This is a genomic window from Actinopolyspora biskrensis (assembly GCF_013408175.1).
GTDB lineage: Bacteria > Actinomycetota > Actinomycetes > Mycobacteriales > Pseudonocardiaceae > Actinopolyspora > Actinopolyspora biskrensis.
The window spans coordinates 428930-448983 of record NZ_JACBYW010000006.1; the positions used below are offsets into that span (position 1 = coordinate 428930).

Below are 20054 nucleotides of genomic sequence, written 5' to 3' on the forward strand. Positions count from 1 at the left end.
ATGACCGTGAGTGCCATGTCTGCGACGCCGAAGAAGAGCCTCAAACTCTTCTCCGGACGCAGCCACCCGGAACTGGCCGAGGAGGTCGCCAAGCACCTGGACGTTACCGTCACTCCGCAGGCGGCGTACGAATTCGCCAACGGCGAGATCTTCGTCCGCTACGACGAGTCGGTGCGCGGCTGCGATGCCTTCGTCATCCAGTCGCACAGCGATCCGATCAACGAAGCGGTAATGGAACAGCTGGTCATGGTCGACGCGCTCAAGCGGGGCAGCGCCAAGCGCATCACCGTGGTCATGCCGTTCTACGCCTACGCCAGGCAGGACAAGAAGCACAAGGGCCGCGAGCCCATCTCGGCCCGGCTGATGGCCGACCTGTTCAAGACCGCAGGAGCCGACCGCATCCTCACCGTGGATCTGCACACCGACCAGATCCAGGGCTTCTTCGACGGCCCGGTCGACCACCTGCTCGCCCAGACGGTGCTGTCCGACTACATCAGGGACGCCTACTCCGAGGAGGAGATCACCGTCGTCTCGCCGGACTCCGGCAGGGTCCGCGTCGCCGAGAAGTGGGCCGACAACCTGGGCGGTACTCCGCTCGCGTTCATCCACAAGACGCGCGACCCCACCAAGCCCAACGAGGTGGTCGCCAACCGCGTGGTCGGTGACGTCGAGGGCAGGCTCTGCGTGCTGGTCGACGACATGATCGACACCGGCGGCACCATCGTCAAGGCGACCGAGCAGCTGCTCGAGTCCGGGGCCAAGGACGTGATCATCGCGGCCACCCACGGCGTGCTGTCCGGTCCGGCCGTGGAGCGGCTCTCCAACAGCGGGGCGAAGCAGGTGGTCATGACCAACACCCTGCCCATCCCCGAGGAAAAGCGTTTCGAGAAGCTCACCGTGCTCTCGATCGCACCGCTGATCGCCAAGGCGGTGCACCAGGTGTTCGAGGACGGCTCGGTGACCGGGCTGTTCAACGGCCAGGCATAACGCCTCCGGTTCCGGGCGGCGGGTTCCCGGCCTCCCCGGGGCTCCGCCGCCCGGACTCCCGTTGGAAACTTCCGGCGAAGGACTTCCCCGACGGTTCGAGCCGGGAAGCCTCCCCAGCGCCCGCGCGGCTCGGGCCGCTCACCACTACCCGAGCACCCGACACCGCTCTCCGCGGGGCCGAACCGCTGAAATTCCCGGAGAGGAGCTCCCGGCGAAAGGCTCCCCACCAACGAGAGTGCTCTGAGCCTGCGCAGTCGGCGCCGACGCGGGTTCTCAGTCACGGGTCTCGCGAGGACAGCCTCGACGTTGTGTAGGCCGCGCTACCCGATGTCGAGGCTCCCGCAGCGAGACCCCGACTGAGGTTCCGCCAAGTGACCCACCAGGCCACCGGCACCGCCGACCCTCACCCCCCGAAGTAGCCGAACAGCTTGTGCACGGCCAGCACCGCGAACAGCACCAGGCACAGGGTCAGCACGGTGTTGGACGCCCAGCGCGAGCGGTGGGCGGCGGGCATTCGGCGCGAGTTCAGCAGGAACAGCAGGGTGCCGGCCAGGAAGGGCATGAACAGCGCGCCCAGCACCCCGTAGACGATGGTCAGCTGGAACGGCTTGTCGAGGAACAGCAACGCCATGGGCGGAACCGTCAACCACACCACGTAGCCGCGGTAGGCGGTGCTGCGCGGAAGGGCCACCCGCTCGTGTTCCCGCAACGAATCGAGACTCTCCCCGCGCGGTAGCCGCCAGGTCCGCCACCAGTCCGCGAAGAGCAGGCTGACACCGTTCCACACGCCGAGCAGCGAAGTGAACGTCACTGCCAGGAAGCCGACCAGGAAGGGCAGCCGCGCCCACTGGCCGTACTCGGCGGCCAACCGTCCGCCCAGTTCCAGCAACCCCTGGTCGCCATCGGTGATCCCCTGCCCGAGCAGCAGTTCCGAGCCGACGATCAGCATGGCCACCACGAATATGCCGGTCGTGATGTAACCGACCGCGTTGTCGGTGCGCATGAAGGGGATCCAGCGCGGTGCGCGCCACCCCTTCGCCATGGTCCAGTACCCGTAGGCCGCCATGGTGATCGTGCCACCGACGCCCCCCATCAGGCCGAGCACGTAGGCCAGGGAACCGTCGGGCAGTCGCGGCGCCACCGCGCCGCCGAGCGCGGCCAGGTCGGGCCCGACCAGCACCGCCGTCCCCACCACCGCGACGAACATCACCCCGACCAGCACGGTCATCAGACGTTCGAGCAGGCGGTACCGCCCGTACCAGACCAGGGCCAGGCCGAGCACTCCGCAGATCATCCCCCAGTAGCGCACGGACAGCCAGGGGAACAGGGCGTTCAGCGGCAGCCCGGTGGCGGACATGGCCGTGGCTCCGTAGACGAAGCCCCAGATCACTATGTACACGCCGAAGAAAGTGGTGGCCCAGCTCCCCAGGGATCGCCAGCCGGCCAGGATGGTGCGCTGCGAGCCCAGATGCCACCGCCCCACGGCCTCACCGAGCCCCAGCTTGAACACGGTGCCGAGCACGACCGCCCAGAAGAGGGTGTATCCGAAGCGGGAACCGGCCACCAGGGTGGCGACCAGGTCCCCCGCGCCGACTCCGGTGGCCGCGGCCATGACCCCGGGGCCGACGCGACGTAACCGGCCGGCCCATCCGGTGTTCTCCGAACCGTCCACGGTGGTCTCGGCACTCATGCGGATCAAAGTAATACCCGCAGGGCGGACACGGAAGGTATTGACAACACCGCGAGTCGCCACGGGAACCGCGCGGTCCCGCCCCGCCGACGGTTTCGCGCGAAACGTTCCGCTCCGCGCCGGGGCGCCGCCAGCACGCCGTGCCGCACCGGCCGCTTAACCAGCCCGAACGGGCGACGCATACAATGGCATGGTTGCCTCGGCGAGGTCGGGTGAAATCCCGGCGTTATCGGCGTGGCGGCTGGCGATCGCCGGCGGTCCGGCCGGCGCATCGACCCCGGGTTCGGACTCCGGTGAGCGCTCGGCGCCCCGTTCCACCACACCAGTCGCGCGTCGCGCCGCCGCAGGTCAGCGACTGATGCACGTCAGCCCGACGCCAAGGAGTACATCACCGTGTCCGAAGTACGTCTCGCAGTGGAAAAGCGCACCGAGTTCGGCAAGGGAGCCGCTCGCAGGACTCGTCGTGCGGGCAAGGTCCCCGCGGTGCTCTACGGCCACGGTTCCGAGCCGAAGCACCTCTCCCTGCCCACCGTCGAGTTCGCCAGGATCCTCCGCGAGAACGGCCGCAACGCCGTGCTGACCCTCGAGGTCGAGGGCGACAAGAACGAGACGGCGCTGTGCAAGTCGATCACCAGCCACCCGACCAAGAACTACCTCGAGCACGTGGACCTGCTGCTGGTCAGCCGCGGCGAGAAGGTCACGGTCAACGTGCCCGTCGTGGTCACCGGTGAGGCGGCCCCCGGGACCCTGGTCACCCAGGACACCAACGAGGTCCAGGTCGAGGCCGACGCCATGAACATCCCGGAGCAGATCGAGGTCTCGATCCAGGGCGCCGAGGCGGGCACCCAGATCCACGCCCCGGACCTGACCATGCCCCGCGGCTCGACCCTGCAGAGCAGCGAGGACGTCCTGGTCGTCCTCGTGGCCGATGCCCCGAGCGAGGCCGACATGGAGTCCGAGATCGACACCAGTGGTGCCGGTATGGTCGAGGAGGCCTCCGAGTCCCAGACCGCGAACGAGTAATCGCGGCGGTTCTCACCACCACGGGTGTGGCCGCGCGGGTGGGCTCGCGCGGCCACGCTCTCGGGTAAGTACGAATCCGAGGTTCTCGTGACTACACCGGGCAGTGAAGACGCCGACCGGCTCGCCCTGATCGTCGGGCTGGGCAATCCGGGGCCGCGCTACGCGGGCAACCGGCACAACGTGGGTTTCCTGGTGGCCGACGAGCTGGCCGAACGCATCGGCGGCAAGTTCAAGCGACACAAGTCCGGGGCCGACGTCGCCGAGGGCAGGCTCGACGGCACTCGCGCGGCGCTGGCGAAGTCCCGTTCGCTGATGAACCTGTCCGGTGGTCCCGTCGCCGGAGCCGCCCGGTTCTACAAGGTCCGGCCCGAGTCGGTGATCGTGATCCACGACGAGCTGGACCTGGCCTACGGCACCGTGCGGCTCAAACGCGGCGGCGGCGAGAACGGCCACAACGGCCTGCGGTCGATCAGCAAGTCCCTCGGCACCCGCGACTACCTGCGCGTGCGGTTCGGTGTGGACCGCCCGCCGGGGCGGATGGATCCGGCCGACTACGTGCTGCGCGACTTCTCCCGCACCGAGCGCTCCGAACTGGGGTTCTTCGTCGACCGCTGCGCGGACGCGGTGGCCGCGCTGGCGACGAAGGGCCTGGAGGCGGCGCAGAACGAGTTCCACTGAGCGCTTCCCCCGCTGCCCGGACCGCCACGACGGGGACCGCGGCGCGATGCACCGCGTCGGCACGGGTCGAACGGTGCGATTTCGGTTCCGACACGTAGCCGCCGGTGGCCGGAACGGGTGATGGTGGTTCTCGATAGTGGACCGCTGCTTGTGGGAGCACAGCGTCCTCGCCAAGGTTTCGGTTGTCCCAAGCAACGCTCGGACCCGAACGTGAGGAGAAATCGTGTTGCGGAATCGTCGTATGTTCCGCCGCGCTGTCGCCGGAGCAGCCGGTGTGGTCGCCCTGATCGTCACACCGGCGATGCCCGCGGCACTGGCCACTGCTCCGGCGGCCCCGCAGGCAGGGGAATCGAGCTCGACGAAGGGCATCGAGGAACTGGCCTTCACTTCGTCCGGCATGGATTTCGATCTGGGCAACCAGAACTTCGTGATTCCGCTGACAGGATCGGTGGTCATGGAGGGCACTCCCCCAGTAGTGCCCGGGACGACCACTTCCATCGAGGTCAGAAACCTGACGGCGCACTCGACTTCCTCGGCACACCATTCATCTCCCCGGCAGGACCTCGGAGAGGTTAGCGTCGAACAGAGCTCCACCCCGAAGAGTTCGCTGACCATGACCCAGAAGTTCCCGCCGAGGTTCGAGCAGACGATGTCCCTCGACTTGAGGATCTCGATCGAGAACCCGCCCGAAGGTCTGCGGGAACAGGTGGGTCCTCGTGGAGCACAGCAAGGCCCTCTTGTCCTGACCACGAAGAACCCGGCCAAACTGGTCGGTCGGCTCGACCAGTTCCCTCCGCGGGGCGCGCAGTATCAGCTGGAGGACGACTCGGTCGAGTTGGTCACCGAGAACGACCAACGCACGCTGGGTCGCGTTCTCGGCGTTCCCGTGGAAATCGACGTCCTCTGAATCCCGAATCGTCGTGAGTCGGCCCGATCTCCTCGGGCGCCGAGGAGATCGGGCCGACGTGCGCGTGCGGGCTTCCGCCGGCACAGCGCCTCCGCACGGGCCGGAACCGGACGCGGTTCGGCGGTGCTCCACATGCGCTCGTGGTTTCGGGCGAGGCACTGGGCCGCTGCTCCCAGCACGATCAGCCGGTTCACGTGAACGCTCGTGATCCCCGGCCGGGGGGTTGTCCGGGTTCGTCCTTCGGCGCAGGCGGCGCCGAGACCACCACCCCGGCAGTGGGCGCCGCCGGGGGGCTCGGCCGCGGGTCTCGTGAGAACGGCAGGCACGTGGCGGCGCCTGCTCGACGTGCCGGTTCCCGCAGCGAGCCCCCCGCCCGAGGTTCCCCCGCGCGAATCCGGCGGGACATCGGTGTCAGGTCAGCTGCTCGGCGACCTCCATCCACCTGTTCTCGATCTCGTCCTTCTCACCGCGCAGCTGTTGCAGCTGGGAGTTCAGCTTCTGCAGCCGTTCCGGATCGTTCGCGGCCTCGGCCAGTTCGGTGTGCAGGTTCTGCTCCCGTTCGGAGAGCTTGTCCAGTTGACGTTCCAAACGCGACATCTCCTTGCGCGCGGCCCGTTCCTCCGAACCGGACTGGCCGGAACCCTTACCGGGTTTGCTCTCCTGCTGCGCCTGCTTTCCGAGGTTCTGGTCGCCGGACTCCAGCAGCGACTGCCGGTGCCGCAGGTACTCGTCGATGCCACCCGGCAGGTGGGTGATACCGCCGTCCCCGAACAGCGCGACCACGTGGTCGCAGACGCGCTCGATCAGGTAGCGATCGTGCGAGACGACGACCAGGGTTCCCGGCCAGCCGTCCAGCAGGTCCTCCAGCTGCTGCAGGGTGTCGATGTCGAGGTCGTTGGTCGGCTCGTCGAGCACCAGCACGTTGGGCTCGTCCATCAGCAACCTGGCCAGCTGGAGCCTGCGCCGCTCCCCACCGGAAAGGTCGCCGACCCTCGTCCACTGCCTGCCCTTGCCGAAACCGAACCGCTCGCCCAGCTGCGAGGCGCTCAACTCGTACTTGCCGAGTTGCACGTGGGAGGCGACGTCCTCGATCGCCTCGAGAACGCGCCACTGGCCGGGCAGGTCGTGCAGCTCCTGGGTCAGGTGGGCCAGCCGGACGGTTTTGCCCTCGATCCGCTTGCCGGAGTCCGGCTCCCGCTCCCCTGCCAGCAGGCGCAGCAGGGTCGTCTTGCCCGAACCGTTCACTCCGACCACGCCGACGCGGTCCCCCGGCCCGAGCCGCCAGGTCACGTCGCCCAGCAGCTTGCGATCGTCCACCGCGAGGTCGACGTCCTCCAGCTCGACGACGGTCTTGCCCAGCCTTCGCTTGGCGAAGGAGACCAGTTCCACGGTGTCCCTCGGCTCCGGGACGTCGGAGATCAGGGACTCGGCTGCCTCCACCCGGAACTTCGGTTTGGAGGTGCGGGCCTTCGCACCGCGCTGCAGCCAGGCCAGCTCCTTGCGGGCCAGGTTGCGGCGCTTCTCCTCGGCCTGCTGCGCGAGCCTGGCCCGCTCCGCCCGGGCGTAGACCCAGTCGGCGTAGCCGCCCTCGTACTGCTCCACCTTGCCGTCGACGACTTCCCAGGTGCGGTTGCATACCGCGTCGAGGAACCAGCGATCGTGGGTGACGATCACCAGCGCGCAGCGGCGCGCCAGCAGGTGGTCGGCCAGCCAGCGAACCCCTTCGATGTCCAGGTGGTTGGTCGGCTCGTCCAGCACGAGAACGTCGAGTTCACGCACCAGCGCCGCCGCCAACGCCACCCTGCGCCGCTCGCCTCCGGACAGCTCGGCGGCTTTCGTCTCCAGCCCCAGGCTGGTCATACCGAGCCCGTTGAGTATCGAGCGCACCCTGGGATCGGCGGCCCACTCGTACTCCTCGGTGAACCCCCGCGGATCGAGCACGGCGTTGCGCACCGTCGCGTCCTCGGGCAGTTCGGTGCGCTGGGTGACGACAGCGCTGCGCAGGTCGCGTGCCTGGCTGACGCGTCCAGCGTCTGGTTCTTCGAGGCCGGTCAGCACTTCGAGCAGGGTCGTCTTGCCCCCACCGTTGAGGCCGACGACCCCGATGCGGTCGGTTTCGGTCACACCGAGCGAAACGCCGTCCAGCAGCGGCCGGACGCCGTAGCTCTTCTCGACCGACTCCAGGTTGATCAGGTTGGCCATCGGGGGTGAGTCTCTCCGTTTACTACGGCGAATGCGCCACAAAGGCGATGAACGATCCCGGAGGACCGTGTATTTCAAGCGTGGACCTGTGGCGGGGTGGGCCGGTCGGTCCTCTCGTCACCGACCAGCCGTGCCCCCGGCACCGGCCCCTGGGCCACACGTACCGTCCGGCACACCCCGGCCCCGGAGAGCTCCGCGGCCACCCGGACCGCCTCGTCCGCGTCCGTGCACAGGAACGCGCAGGTCGGCCCCGATCCGGACACGATCCCGGCGAGAGCACCCGCGTCCACACCGGCCCGCAGGGTGCGCCGAAGCACCGGGCGCAACGAGACCGCCGCTGCCTGCAGGTCGTTTCCGAGCAGCAGCGCGAGTTCGCGTGGGTCCCCGGAGGCCAGCGCCTCCAGCACCGGCTCGACGTCACCCACCCGGCTGGCCGAGTTCCGGCGCAACCGGTCCAGTTCCCCGTAGACCTCCGGGGTGCGCAGACCTTCCTCGTGGAGCGCGATCACCCAGTGGTAGGTGTGCCTGGCCAGCACCGGCACCAGACGTTCCCCGCGCCCGGTGCCCAGCGCGGTGCCTCCCTGCAGGGCGAACGGAACATCGCTGCCGAGCGCACCGGCGACCTCGGCGAGCTCGTCGCGTCCCATCTCCAGCCGCCACAGCGAGTTCAACGCGAGCAGCGTGGCGGCCGCGTCGGAGCTGCCGCCCCCCATCCCGCCCGCCACCGGGATGCCCTTGTTTATCGAGATCCGCACTCCCGGGTCCTCGGAGTCACGGCCACTGACGCGGGCGAGTTCGGCGGCGGCCCGCCATGCCAGGTTGTCCGCACCGGTCGGCGTGGACTCGGCGCCTTCTCCGTGCGCTTCGAGGCCGGGCTCGTCGGAGGCCCGTATAGTGACCTCGTCGATCAGCGACAGCGCCTGGAAAACGGTCACCAACTCGTGGTAACCGTCCGAACGACTGTCGCCGACCGCGAGGTGCAGGTTCAACTTGGCCGGAACCCGGACGGTGATCGGGGTAGGTACCACGGACAGCACGACTCCCAGGGTACGTGTTCGGACCACACCGTGGCGCGCGAGCTGGCAAGCGAGTCGCCCCCGATCACGCCCGTCCGGGATCGACCGAGGTCAGCTGGCCGGAATGACCGCCTCGCCCCCGTACTCGCGCTTGATGAAGTCCTTCACCTGCTGGGACTGCAGCATCTCGACGAGCTTGTTGACCCGCGGGTCGTCCTGCATCTGCGAGCTGGTGACGACACCGTTGACGTACGGGTTGTCCTCGGTCGACTCGAGGGCCAGCGGATCGTCGAGGCTCGCCTTGAGCGCGTAGTTGCCGTTGATCACGGCAGCCTGCACGTCACCCAGGGTGCGCGGGAGCTGCGCGGCTTTCAGCGTCCTGATCTCGAGGTGCTTCGGGTTCTCCGCGATGTCGCGAACCTCGGCCTCCTGCTCGGCCCCCTCCTTGAGCTCGATCAGCCCCTGCTCCTCGAGCAGGTTCAACGCACGCCCCCGGTTGCTCGGGTCGTTGGGGATCGCCAGGGAGGCGCCCTCCGGGAGGTCCTTCACCGAGCCGTGCTTCTCGGAGTAGATCCCCAGCGGCTCGAGGTGCACGCCACCGACCCAGTGCAGATCGCCGCCGCGCTCGGACTTGTACTCCTTCAGGAAGGGCTTGTGCTGGTAGTAGTTGGCATCCAGCGAACCGTTGGCCACCGCCGCGTTCGGCCGGTTGTAGTCGCTGAACCGCTGGAGCTCGATCTTGACGCCCTCGTCCTCGGCGAGGTTGTTCTTGACGTACTCCAGGATCTCGCCGTGCGGCTGGGGCGTGACGCCGACCTTGATCGCCGCGTTCGGGTCGTCCTGCGCCGCCGTACCACCCGAGCAGCCGGCCAGCGCCAGCCCGCACACGGCGATCAAGGAGGCAAGGAGTCTTCTGGTGCGCATGTTCATCCCTTCGGGATTCGTTTCCGGTGGCACGCGAACGCCACCGTTCACTCGGACGGGCCCGTGTGCGCCCCGCGGGGCGCACACGGGCCCTCATCGGACGGAAAGCTCTTCGTGGGGCGGGCCGTGGAAGCTCACGACGACCCGCGATCCATCAGACGTTGGCCAGGGACCTGCGCCGGTCGACGAGCTTGGTCACCCAGTCGGTGAGCAGCTGCATCCCCCAGGCCAGTACGCCGAGCAGGACGACGGCGGTGTACAGCACTCTGTCGTCGTAGGCGTAGTACCCGTTCTGGATGGCCATGGACCCCAGTCCACCGCCGCCGATGGCTCCGGCCATGGCGGCGTAGCCGATCAAGGCCAGCATGGTCACTCCGACCGCGCTGACCAGTGCCGAACGGGCCTCGCTGAGCAGCACGGTCCACACGATCCGCGGTTTGCCCGCGCCGGTGGTGACCGCGGCCTCCACCGCTGTGGAGTCCACTTCGCGCAGCGCGTTCGCGGCCAGCCGCGCGAAGAACGGGATCGCGGCGATGGCCAGCGGCACGATCGTGGCGGTGCTTCCGATGGCGCTTCCGACCAGCAACCTGCTGAGCGAGGCGACCACCACAAGCAGCACCACGAACGGGACCGAACGGACCACGTCCACGACGGCGCTGATGATCCGGTGCAACACGGGCATGGGGCTCAACCCGGCCGGCGAGGTCAGGTGCAGCCACACACCCAGTGGTAATCCGCCCAGCACGCCGATCAACGTCGAAACCAGAACCATGTAAATGGTCTCGACCGTCGCGGGACGTGCCAGTTCGAAGACCTCCGACCAGGGGGTCACTTCAGTCACGCGGCAACTCCATCAACGCTCACGGGAGCGCGGCGCACATGCGCATCGCGCTCGATCATCCACTTCAGCGCGGACTCGGAACGTTCACCGGACAACCCGATACGGAACTTGGCGACCGGTGTGTCCCCGAGCCGCGTCAATCCACCGCCGAGAATGGACAGTTCCACCCCGAACCGGTTCGATGCCTCCGGAAGCAGAGCCCCCACGGCCGCGAAACCGACCAGCACCACCTCGGCGGTCACGTCGTGCTCCCCGCCGGGCGAACGAACCAGCTCCGCCTGGTCGGTCTCGGGCAGCAGCGTGGAACCGATCCGGCTGCCCGGCTCGGAAACGAGGTCCAGCACCTTGCCGTGCTCGACCACGCTGCCCTCCTCCAGCACCGCGACGTCGTCGGCGATGCGCCGCACCACGGCCATGTCGTGGGTGACGACCAGCACGGTCACCCCCAGCTCGGAACGAGCACGGTCCAGCACCGTCAGCACCGAGTCCGTGGTGCTCGGGTCCAGCGCGGAGGTGGGCTCGTCGGCCAGCAGCACCGAGGGCTTCGCGGCCAACGCGCGGGCGACCGCGACCCGTTGACGCTGCCCCCCGGAGAGGTGGTCGGGGTAGACCGAGGCCTTGTCGCTCAGCCCCACGAGGTCCAGCAGCTCGGCCACCCTGCTGCGCCGCTGCGCCGCGGGGACCTTGGCCGACTCGAGCGGGAGGGCGACATTGCCCGCCGCCGTGCGCTGCCGCAGCAGGGAGTCCCCCTGGGGGACGACCCCGATCTGGCGACGAGCCGCACGGAGCCTGCTGCCGTCCAGGGCGGCCAGGTCCGTGCCGTCCACCCGGATGGCTCCGCTGTCGGGCTTCTCCAGCAGCGAGATGCAGCGCGCCAGGGTGGACTTGCCCGCACCGCTGGTTCCGACGACTCCGCAGACCGTGCCGTCCGGGACTTCGAGGCTCACGTCGTCGAGCGCGGTTACACGAGTGTTGTTCTGGGTGAAGGACTTGCTCAGGTTTTCGACTGTGATCACGATCGAACTCCGCTTCAGCTCACCCCGGCGTGAGACGTGCTCCATCGCACGTAGCCGGTTTGGGGAGGGAACCAGGGGCCAGTACGGGGATTCAGGCGCGGCGACGACAGGCGGTCGTAGTACGACGCTCCAGGTCGACGACACGGCGCTCCGTCAAGCCGAGGCGGGTAGCCACGGGCAGCGCCCTCGCGGTGGCGGTGGAACTTAGAGACAAATCAACTCCATCGTTCCTGGCTGTAGCACCTGCCCGCTCCGGGTGGTTGCTGCGGCGTCTTCGAGCCAGATCTCTCAGCCGCTCAGGATGGACTCCGCACGAGAGTAGACATCATCGATGACCGGCAATGCAAGTTGATGTCAGTCACTTTCCGCTGTTTGTCGCATTCATCACTCACACAACGGAGTTACCCGACAGCGGAAACACGACCGCGAGTGCACGATCTCGCGCGGTGAGAACCCCACGGAAGTGGCCATCCGGCACCGGCAGGCAGTACCGCACACGCCGAGGCCCCGGACGGGGGAGCGTGGCACCGGACGAGCTCGGACCGCACCCGAGCAGGAAAGCGGATCGACTACCGCTGCTCAGCGGCCGCCGCGACGGACGCGAACTCCGCTATGGACAACTGCTCCCCGCGCGCCGCGGGATCGACGCCAGCGGCCCGCAGCAGCTCCTCCGCCCGCGCGGGCGAACCGGCCCATCCGCTCAGAGCCGATCGGAGGGTTTTGCGGCGCTGCGCGAACGCCGCCTCCACCACGGCGAAAACACGATCGCGCGACACCTCCGAAGGAGGCTCGCGCCTGGCGAAAGCGACCAGGCCGGAATCCACGTTCGGCACCGGCCAGAAAACGTTGCGGGAGACCGCCCCGGCTCGCCGCACGGAGGCGAACCACGCCGACTTCGCGCTCGGCGCACCGTAGCTGCGACTCCCCGGTTCGGCGGCCATCCGGTCGGCGACCTCGGACTGGACCATGACCAAACCGTGCCGCAGGCTCGGCAACTCCGCGAGCAGGTGCAGCACCACGGGAACGGCCACGTTGTACGGCAGGTTGGCGACCAACGCCGTGGGAGGCCCGTGCCCCACGCCGACCTCGTCCGCCGTCAACCTCATGGCGTCGGCGCGCAGCACCCGCAGGTGATCGACCAGTTCGGGGGCGTGCTCGGCCACGGTGTCCGGCAGTCGCTCCGCCAACGCGGAATCCACTTCCACCGCGGTCACCGCTCCGGCCTCGGAGAGCAGCGCGAGGGTCAGCGAACCGATCCCGGGACCGACCTCGAGAACCACGTCGTCGGGCCCCACCCCGGAGGTGTCGACGATGCGGCGCACGGTGTTCGGGTCGTGCACGAAGTTCTGGCCCAGTTTCTTGGTCGGACGCAGCCCGAGCCGCTCGGCCAGTCCGCGCACCTCGGCGGGGCCGAGCAGACGCGCTGCCCGCGGTCGCTGCTCCACCCGACCGAACCTAGTAGGACCCCCTCGTCCCGGTTCGCGCGGGTTCGATCGCGGGCAGCGCGTCATCCCATCCGCCGACATTCGCCCGGCGCGCGTTTCAGCACGACCGGCAGCGGGCAGTGCGCTCGCATGAAGTCACCTCGTGTTCCCGTCACCGACAGCACGCTGGCCGTGCTCACCGAGGGCTACGCCTGGTTGCCCTCCCGCTGGAACAACGCGGCGGGCCCCCTCGTCCGCACCCGGCTGCTGGGGCAGCGCGCGGTGGGTCTGCGCGGCCCCGAGGCTGTGCGCCTGTTCTACGACGAGCAGAACGTGAGCAGGAGCACGGCCGTGCCGGAACCGGTGCTGAGCACGCTGTTCGGCCACGAAGCCGTGCACACCCTCGACGGACCCGCCCACCGCACGCGCAGAGCGATCTTCGGCTCCCTGGTGCGCGAGGCGGGCAGCACGAACGAGCTCGTCGAGGCCGTCACTGCCGCGTGGGACGAGGAGAGCTCCTCCTGGAGGGACCGCCCGGGGGTGGTGCTGTTCGACGAGGCGAGCAGCGTGCTCACCCGAGGGGTCTGCCGCTGGGCGGGCATCCCGCTGAGCGACGACGAGGTGCGCCCCACCGCCCACGACCTGGTCTCCCTGGTCGACGGGTTCGCCACCGGCGGCCCGCGCCACTGGCGAGCCCGGTCGGCCCGCAGACGTCAGCAGGACCGGCTGGCACGCCTGATCGAGGACGTGCGCTCCGGCAGGAGAACCGTGCCGCGGAACTCCGCCGTCGACGTGGTCGCTCGGCACCACGACTCCGACGGAACAGCGCTGAGCCCCCGCGTCGCCGCGGTGGAGCTGCTCAACGTCATCCGGCCCACCGTCGCCGTGTGCTGGTTCCTCACGTTCGCCGCGCACGCGCTGCACCGCTGGCCCGCCCACCGGGAGCCGCTGGGCGCGGACGATCCCGCCCGCACCGAGGGCTTCGTCCAGGAGGTTCGCCGCTTCTACCCGTTCGCACCGTTCGTCGGCGGCAGAGCGGTGCGGGACCTGAGCTGGCACGGCGAACCGATCCCGGCGGGCACCCTCGTGCTGCTCGACCTGTACGGGCAGAACCACGACCCCGCGCTGTGGAAGGACCCCTACGCGTTCGATCCGCGACGCTTCCTCGACCGCCCGGTCGACCGCGACGAGCTGGTTCCCCAGGGAGGCGGTGATCCGGACACCTCGCACCGGTGCCCGGGCGAGGACGCGACCCGCGCGCTGCTGCGGGCTCTCGTCCCCCGGCTGGCCCGACTGGAGTACGAGGTGCCGGAGCAGGACCTGACGATCTCCCTGCGCCGCTTGCCCGCTCGTCCACGGAGCGGCTTCGTCATCGAGTCCGTCCACCCGCCGAAGCGGTGACCACCCAGCCGGCTCGGCGGAGACGAGAACGGGCCCGGGCGGAGAGGCACCGCCCGGGCCCGGAACACTTCACGAGCGGACCCGCTCCCGCTCCGGGGGTCAGGACAGGCCGAGTTGCGACGAGCAGGACGGCCAGGCGCCGTAGCCCCCGCGCGCGTCGCGGACCTTGGTCGCGATCGCGATCTGCTGCTCCCGCGTCGCCTGGTGGGGGTAGGCGGCGTACTGATCACCGCCGTAGGCGTTCCAGGTCGACTTGTCGAACTGGATGCCGCCGTAGTAGCCGTTGCCGCTGTTGATGTGCCAGTTGCCGCCGGACTCGCACTGGGCCAGCTTGTCCCAGACACCGCTGTTCGGGGGCTCCTTGCCACCGACGCGGACGACCTTCGGCTCGGCCTCCTTGGCGACGCGCTCGTCGATGGACTCGCGCTTGACCTCGTCCCCGTTGTGCTTCGTCACACGGAAGAAGACGATCTTCTCGCCGGCCTGCCCCTGCTTCTCGACCTTGCGCTCGCCCTTGAGCATCGTGTCGTCCACGATCTCTTTGACCGGGGGCTCGATCGGCTCGCGGACGTTGACCGTGGAAGTGCTGGTGCGGTCGATCCGCACCTCGGCACCGTCGGTGATCTTCTTGTCCCCGCCCGGGGTGACGTTGTCGTCGCCGTCGACCTTGATGCCATGCTGACGCAGCAGCTCGTCGACCGTCACCGCCGTGGTGGTCAGCTGGCGCGGCTCCTTGCCGCCGTCGGCGATGCTGATCGACTTGGAGGTCTTGACCTCCAGGTTCATGCCGTCCTCGGGGACCTGCATGGTCCTCTTGGCCGACACCCAGGAACCGTCCGTGGGGACGCCGAGCTGCCGGAGCGCCTGCCCGACGGTCACCGAGCGAACCCACTCCTCGCGGGTCTCGCCGTCGACGGTGAGCTCGATCTTCCTGCCCTGGTCGAGGGTGATGGTCTCGCCCTGCGAGATCTTGGAATCGAGGGACGGGCTCAGCGCGTCGTGCTTGCCGACCTCGATGCCCTCGTCCTCGAGGACCTCGCCCACGGTCGACTCGTAGGTGCTGACCTGGTGCTCCTGCCCGTCGACCTCGAGGGTGACGGACTTGTCCATCGCGGCGGCGGCACCACCGGTCCCTCCGATCGAGAGCACGACGGCGGCCACCGCGCTCTTGAGGAAACGGCGTTTCCAGGTGCTGATCGCCTCGGCGAGTTCGGGGGACGGTTCGTCGAGGCTCTCGTCCGCGCCCAGCGTCTCGGGCAGCGAGAGCGGGGGCATGACCGTCGTCTCGGCGTTGAGCAGCCGGATGAGCTCGTCGACCTCGAGGTCGGCGTCGGCCATCAGGTCCTCGACGTCGGGGCCGAGGACCTCGTAAACGTCCTCAGGGGTGATGCTGAGAGTCCCCGAGGGGAGGCTCGGGTGGTCCTCCTGCGCCGGACAGGGCTGGTGGGTTCGGGTCTGCTCCTCTGGGCGTTCCAGCACACCGACGGCGGTGTGCGTTTCGGGCGCGACAGTGGGGGTGAACCAGTCGGTTCCGTCGAGCGAGTCACCCCAGTGGGCGGAGTGATGGTCGATCGAAGCGTTCCGACCGAAATAGCCGCGTTCGTTCACAGGGTCGTTACCTCCCGAAGGCGGGAAGGCGCACCCGGGCGGGTTGGTTCGGCACGTCGATTCAACGTCCTGATCCCCCCGGTGGGCACGCAACCTTCGTGCTTCGTGTCCGTATCCGACTCCCGTAGCCAGCGCCGCCATAGCCCACTGCCACGTCCGTGTCCGCTCTCGGACCCGGACCGCGCCAGCGGAACTACCCCGACGTACACCGGCGAAGACTGCGGGCGTAATCCGTGACTGTCGTCATCGGTTTACGAGTTCGAGACTCTAGCGTGATGATCTGCGCGCTGCCAAGGATCACGAAATCGTTGTGATCCGAGTTACCGCACCGAAAACCGGCACCCCTGCGCACGTGGTATCGGGATACTCACACGAACGAGCACGAATACGAGCGCCGATCCGATTCCGCACCCCATTACGCACAGATCTCGACACCAAGCGTGGCCGGTTCGATTGTTTTGATAATACTTTTTCGCGCTTCCGGGCGAAGTTCACCGCGCAACACGAGCGGCCGTCACCGCGGAAGCCCCAACTTGCGGGCGCACGCCGGCCAGGCTCCGTAGTCCCCGTGCGCCTCGCGAAGACCCCGCGCCACGGCGATCTGCTCGGCCTTGGAGGCGCGGTGCGGGTACCGGGCGTACCGCTCGCCGCCGTAGGCCTTCCAGGTGCTGCGCATGAACTGCAGCCCCCCGTAGTAGCCGTTTCCGGTGTTGATGTGCCAGTTACCGCCGGACTCGCACCGAGCCAGTCGTTCCCACACACCGGTGCTCTCCCGGTGCTCCGCGGCGGCAGCCGCCGGTACGGCCGTGGTCGACATCGCCACGAGAACGATCACGATACGCAGGACGCTCCGAGTTGTCATGGCAACCTCTCCGCCGTGCTTCCGGGCGCGGAGGGCCATCCGCCGTCATCCACCGCAACGGCGCGGTTCCCGAGGGAGTGCCCGGTCGATCAGAACCCCGTACGCTGCGGTGATCGACCCACCACTCGTCCCGGCAGGCCCTCCATCCCGGCTTCCACAATGGACGGTAGGAGCACACCGCAGCAGCGCAACTCGGCACACTCGCAACTGATCGTCTTTACCTGCGAAGCGTGATCAGTGCTCAGGAACCCACTACACGATCGAGTTGGAACACTCGCTCGGCAGTGGTAGACACAGCCACTGCCAGTTCCTCGACCGATTCCCCGCGCAGTTCGGCAAGGTCACGAACGGTGTAATTCACGCAGTACGGCTCGTTGGGACGCCCGCGAAAGGGGTGCGGGGCGAGGAACGGAGCGTCCGTCTCCACCAGCATCTGCCCGGCCGGAACCGATGCCGCCGCCTCCCGGAGTCCCCGCGCGTTAGCGTTGCGGAACGTCGCCGTCCCGGCGAAGGAGAGGACGTAGCCTGCCTCGACGCACCTGCGCGCGAACTCGGCGTCCCCGGAGAAACAGTGGAAGATCACCGTCTCGGGGGCGCCCTCCTCCTCGAGGATGCGCACGATGTCCTCGTGCGCGTCCCGGTCGTGGATCATCAGCGGCTTGCCCGTCTCCTTGGCCAGCCCGATGTGCCACCGGAAGGCCTCCTGCTGCGGTTCCGGCGGGGAGAAGTCCCAGTAGTAGTCCAACCCGGTCTCGCCCACCGCGACCACACGCGGATCGCGCACGAGCTCCCGCAGCGTCTTCCGCTCGGTCTCGCCGAAGTCCTTCGCACGGGTCGGGTGCAGCGCCACGGCCGAGTAGACACGTTCGTCCCAGCCCGCGGCCTCGACCGTCCAGCGCGCCGAGTCGAGATCGTCGGCGACCGTCACCACACGGCCGATCCCGGCGGCCTCGGCGCGGTCCACCATGCGGTGGACCTCCGCTGCGTTCGACGCACCGCAGGCGTCGAGATGCGTGTGCGCGTCGACCACCGGCGCCGGCAGTGGTTCCGGTTCCGGAGGCGGTGTTCGCCTGTCGCCCTTGCTCACTTCGATTCCCTCGCAGACGTTCGTCGGAACGGAGACAACCGCACCCTTCACCGGGCCCGCACCGGTGCCGGTGTGTCGACGACTGGCGTGGTGCTTTCGACACGGCAAGCGCCAGAACACACCCTGAGCACCTCGCGCGACGCGCACTCCGCAGAACGAGAAGCTCCGGTGCGTGAGTCGGACGCGTCGCAAGGCGGCAGGGCACGTGGCGCAGGCCGCTACTCGACGTGCCCTCCGACGCAGCAAGGCGCCGACTCACGTACCGGCTACCCGACCAACCGCGCAAAGCTCTGTCACGAGTTGTCGGTGCGGAGCGGGGCCCATTCCGGACCGGTCTCGGCCAGTCCGGGATCGAGCTTGCCGAACAGCGGGGTCGGTTTGCTCAACGGCCTTCCCACCGGAACCGGCTTGGACTCCCAGCTCGCCTGCTCGGTGGAGTAGTCGCCCGTCAGGATCGGATAGGAGCGCTCGGCCACGTCCAGATCGGCCACGTCCTCCATCCGCGGCTGGGCCGCCCAGGTGCCGCTGCCGCCGAGCAGCTCGTGAACCCGTTGGGACGAGTGCGGCAGGAACGGGGTGAGCAGCGTGTTGGCGTCCGAGACCACCTGCAGCGCGGTGTGCAGGATGGTGTCCCGCCGGTCCGGGTCGTCCTTGCGCTTCCAGGGCTCCTGCTCGGACAGGTACTTGTTGGCCGCGGTGACCACGCGCATGGCCTCCTGCGTGGCCGCGCGAAAGCGGGACCGCCGCAGATGCCCTCCGACCACGTCGAAGGCCCCGCGCGCCATGGTCTTCAGCTCCTCGTCCGCCTCCTCGGGGGCACGAGGCTGGGGGACGGCCCCCACGTTCTTGGCCGCCAGGGACACGGCGCGGTTGACCAGGTTCCCCCACTCGTTCGCGAGCTCGAAGTTGATCCGCCGGACGAACTCCTCCCAGGTGAAGTCCACGTCGTGCGTCTCGGGCCCGGCCGCCGAGATGAAGTAGCGCAACGCGTCCGGGCCGAACTCGCGCACGAAATCACGCACGTAGATCACGGTGCCCCGCGACGTGGAGAACTTCGAGCCGGTCATGGTGAGGAACTCGCTGGAGGCGATCTCGGTGGGCAGGTTGAGCTCCCCGTACGGGCCTGCCGTTCCTCCCCGGTCACCCGTACCGTTGTGCCCCATCAGCAGGGCGGGCCAGATCTGGGCGTGGAAGGTGATGTTGTCCTTGCCCATGAAGTAGACCCGCAGGGCCTCCGGATCGTTCCACCAGGCACGCCACGCCTCCGGGTCGCCGGAACGGCGGGCCCATTCGACGCTGGCCGAGAAGTAGCCGATCACCGCGTCGAACCACACGTAGAGACGCTTCATCGACGGCTCGTCCCAGCCCTCGAGCGGGATCGGCACCCCCCAGTCCAGGTCACGGGTGATCGGCCTGGGGCGCATGTCCTCGACGAGGTTGCGCGTGAAGTTCAGTACGTTGGAGCGCCAGTCGGTGCGCGTGGACAGCCACTTGCCCAGCGAGTCGGTGAACGCGGGCAGGTCGAGGAACAGGTGCTCGGTCTCCACGAACTGTGGAGTCTCGCCGTTGATCCTGGAAACGGGGTTGCGCAGCTCGGCGGCGTCGATCTGGTTGCCGCAGTTGTCGCACTGGTCGCCGCGCGCACCGTCCTGATCGCAGATCGGGCAGGTTCCCTCGATGTAGCGATCCGGCAGGGTGCGGCCCGTGGAGGGACTCACCGCGCCCGTCGTGGTCCGCGGGACTATGTAGCCGTTGTGGTACAACGCGCGGAAGATGTCCCGCACCACCGCGTAGTGGTTCCCCGTCGTGGTGCGGGTGTAGAGGTCGTAGCTGACCCCGAGCGAGCGCATGTCCTCGGCGATCACGCGGTGGTACTTGTCCACCAGCTCACGCGGGGTGAGCCCCTCCTTCTCGGCCTGCACCAGGATGGGGGTCCCGTGCTCGTCGCTTCCGGAGACCATGAGCACCTTGTTCCCGGACATTCGGTGGTACCGCGAGAAGACGTCCGAGGGGACACCGATTCCGGAGACGTGACCAATGTGCCGCGGCCCGTTGGTGTAGGGCCACGCCACGCCAGTAAGCACGGAGGTACTCATGGTTCACAGCCTACGTACCCGTGCCCCAGGGCATCGAACGGGTTTGGGCAAGAGCGGGGCGCGCTCAGCGGCGGGAGACCTCCATCAGCCGTGCCCCCGGCGCGCAACGCGAGGGGCGGCCCCGGAACGGTTCCGCGCCGTGAGCACCGAGCACGGCGACGGCGCGGCGCGAGTGTTCCGCACACGATCACGGACTTAGGGGTCCTTGCAGAATGATCTTGGTTTGGCAGGGTGGGGTGGGTGGTGATCACGTTCGCTGTGTGAGTGGAGCGTGGGATGGCTCGGGCCAAGC

General features: G+C 68.6%; 15 protein-coding genes, 1 pseudogene and 1 riboswitch. Of the genes and pseudogenes, 5 read left to right on the forward strand and 11 right to left on the reverse strand.

Translation table 11 applies throughout. The features are described 5' to 3' along the window. Positions 1–15: 15 nt before the first annotated feature. Positions 16–987 carry a ribose-phosphate diphosphokinase gene (locus FHR84_RS17685; protein ID WP_246300687.1) on the forward strand — a complete coding sequence of 324 codons (972 nt, stop codon included), beginning with the start codon at positions 16–18 and terminating at the stop codon, positions 985–987. A 403-nt stretch (positions 988–1390) separates the two neighbouring features. On the opposite strand, the gene FHR84_RS17690 is transcribed toward FHR84_RS17685, so the two are convergent. Beyond that, a complete protein-coding gene (locus FHR84_RS17690; protein WP_179536623.1) occupies positions 1391–2677 on the reverse strand; it encodes an Nramp family divalent metal transporter in 1287 nt (428 codons plus the stop codon). A 393-nt stretch (positions 2678–3070) separates the two neighbouring features. On the opposite strand from FHR84_RS17690, the gene FHR84_RS17695 reads away from it, so the two are divergent. From FHR84_RS17695 to FHR84_RS17705, 3 genes are all read left to right on the forward strand, one after another. After that, entirely contained in the window at positions 3071–3700 is a 630-nt protein-coding gene (locus FHR84_RS17695) for a 50S ribosomal protein L25/general stress protein Ctc (protein ID WP_179536624.1), read from the forward strand. 87 nt (positions 3701–3787) lie between these two features. Continuing rightward, complete coding sequence (pth, locus tag FHR84_RS17700; protein WP_179536625.1) at positions 3788–4378, forward strand: aminoacyl-tRNA hydrolase; 591 nt, start codon at positions 3788–3790, stop codon at positions 4376–4378. A 223-nt stretch (positions 4379–4601) separates the two neighbouring features. Next, entirely contained in the window at positions 4602–5285 is a 684-nt protein-coding gene (locus tag FHR84_RS17705; protein WP_179536626.1) for a hypothetical protein, read from the forward strand. Between the two features lie 411 nt (positions 5286–5696). On the opposite strand, the gene FHR84_RS17710 is transcribed toward FHR84_RS17705, so the two are convergent. The 6 genes from FHR84_RS17710 to rsmA form a co-directional block, all read right to left on the reverse strand. Next, entirely contained in the window at positions 5697–7487 is a 1791-nt protein-coding gene (locus FHR84_RS17710) for an ABC-F family ATP-binding cassette domain-containing protein (protein ID WP_179536627.1), read from the reverse strand. A 74-nt stretch (positions 7488–7561) separates the two neighbouring features. Beyond that, a complete protein-coding gene (locus FHR84_RS17715; RefSeq protein WP_179536680.1) occupies positions 7562–8515 on the reverse strand; it encodes a 4-(cytidine 5'-diphospho)-2-C-methyl-D-erythritol kinase in 954 nt (317 codons plus the stop codon). Positions 8516–8614: 99 nt separating this feature from the next. Then, entirely contained in the window at positions 8615–9427 is an 813-nt protein-coding gene (locus FHR84_RS17720; protein WP_179536628.1) for a MetQ/NlpA family ABC transporter substrate-binding protein, read from the reverse strand. A gap of 154 nt (positions 9428–9581) precedes the next feature. Further along, entirely contained in the window at positions 9582–10268 is a 687-nt protein-coding gene (locus FHR84_RS17725) for an ABC transporter permease subunit (RefSeq protein ID WP_179536629.1), read from the reverse strand. Then, the gene (locus FHR84_RS17730; protein WP_179536630.1) at positions 10265–11284 is read right to left on the reverse strand and encodes an ATP-binding cassette domain-containing protein; all 1020 of its coding nucleotides are present in this window, start codon (positions 11282–11284) and stop codon (positions 10265–10267) included. The genes FHR84_RS17725 and FHR84_RS17730 overlap by 4 nt, the downstream gene beginning before the upstream one ends. 218 nt (positions 11285–11502) lie before the next feature. Then, positions 11503–11592: riboswitch (SAM riboswitch) on the reverse strand. A gap of 261 nt (positions 11593–11853) precedes the next feature. Continuing rightward, complete coding sequence (rsmA, locus tag FHR84_RS17735) at positions 11854–12729, reverse strand: 16S rRNA (adenine(1518)-N(6)/adenine(1519)-N(6))-dimethyltransferase RsmA (protein ID WP_179536631.1); 876 nt, start codon at positions 12727–12729, stop codon at positions 11854–11856. Positions 12730–12858: 129 nt separating this feature from the next. On the opposite strand from rsmA, the gene FHR84_RS17740 reads away from it, so the two are divergent. Beyond that, complete coding sequence (locus FHR84_RS17740) at positions 12859–14109, forward strand: cytochrome P450 (protein WP_179536632.1); 1251 nt, start codon at positions 12859–12861, stop codon at positions 14107–14109. A 99-nt stretch (positions 14110–14208) separates the two neighbouring features. Here the strand turns inward: FHR84_RS17740 and FHR84_RS22990 are convergent, their stop codons facing one another. From FHR84_RS22990 to metG, 4 genes and pseudogenes are all read right to left on the reverse strand, one after another. Continuing rightward, positions 14209–15717 carry a ubiquitin-like domain-containing protein gene (locus FHR84_RS22990; protein WP_179536633.1) on the reverse strand — a complete coding sequence of 503 codons (1509 nt, stop codon included), beginning with the start codon at positions 15715–15717 and terminating at the stop codon, positions 14209–14211. Positions 15718–16231: 514 nt separating this feature from the next. Continuing rightward, positions 16232–16480: pseudogene (locus FHR84_RS17750) on the reverse strand (transglycosylase family protein); the annotation flags it as partial. Positions 16481–16820: 340 nt separating this feature from the next. Further along, entirely contained in the window at positions 16821–17666 is an 846-nt protein-coding gene (locus FHR84_RS17755; protein WP_179536635.1) for a YchF/TatD family DNA exonuclease, read from the reverse strand. 293 nt (positions 17667–17959) lie between these two features. Beyond that, the gene (gene metG / locus FHR84_RS17760; protein WP_179536636.1) at positions 17960–19762 is read right to left on the reverse strand and encodes a methionine--tRNA ligase; all 1803 of its coding nucleotides are present in this window, start codon (positions 19760–19762) and stop codon (positions 17960–17962) included. Between the last annotated feature and the right edge of the window lie 292 nt (positions 19763–20054).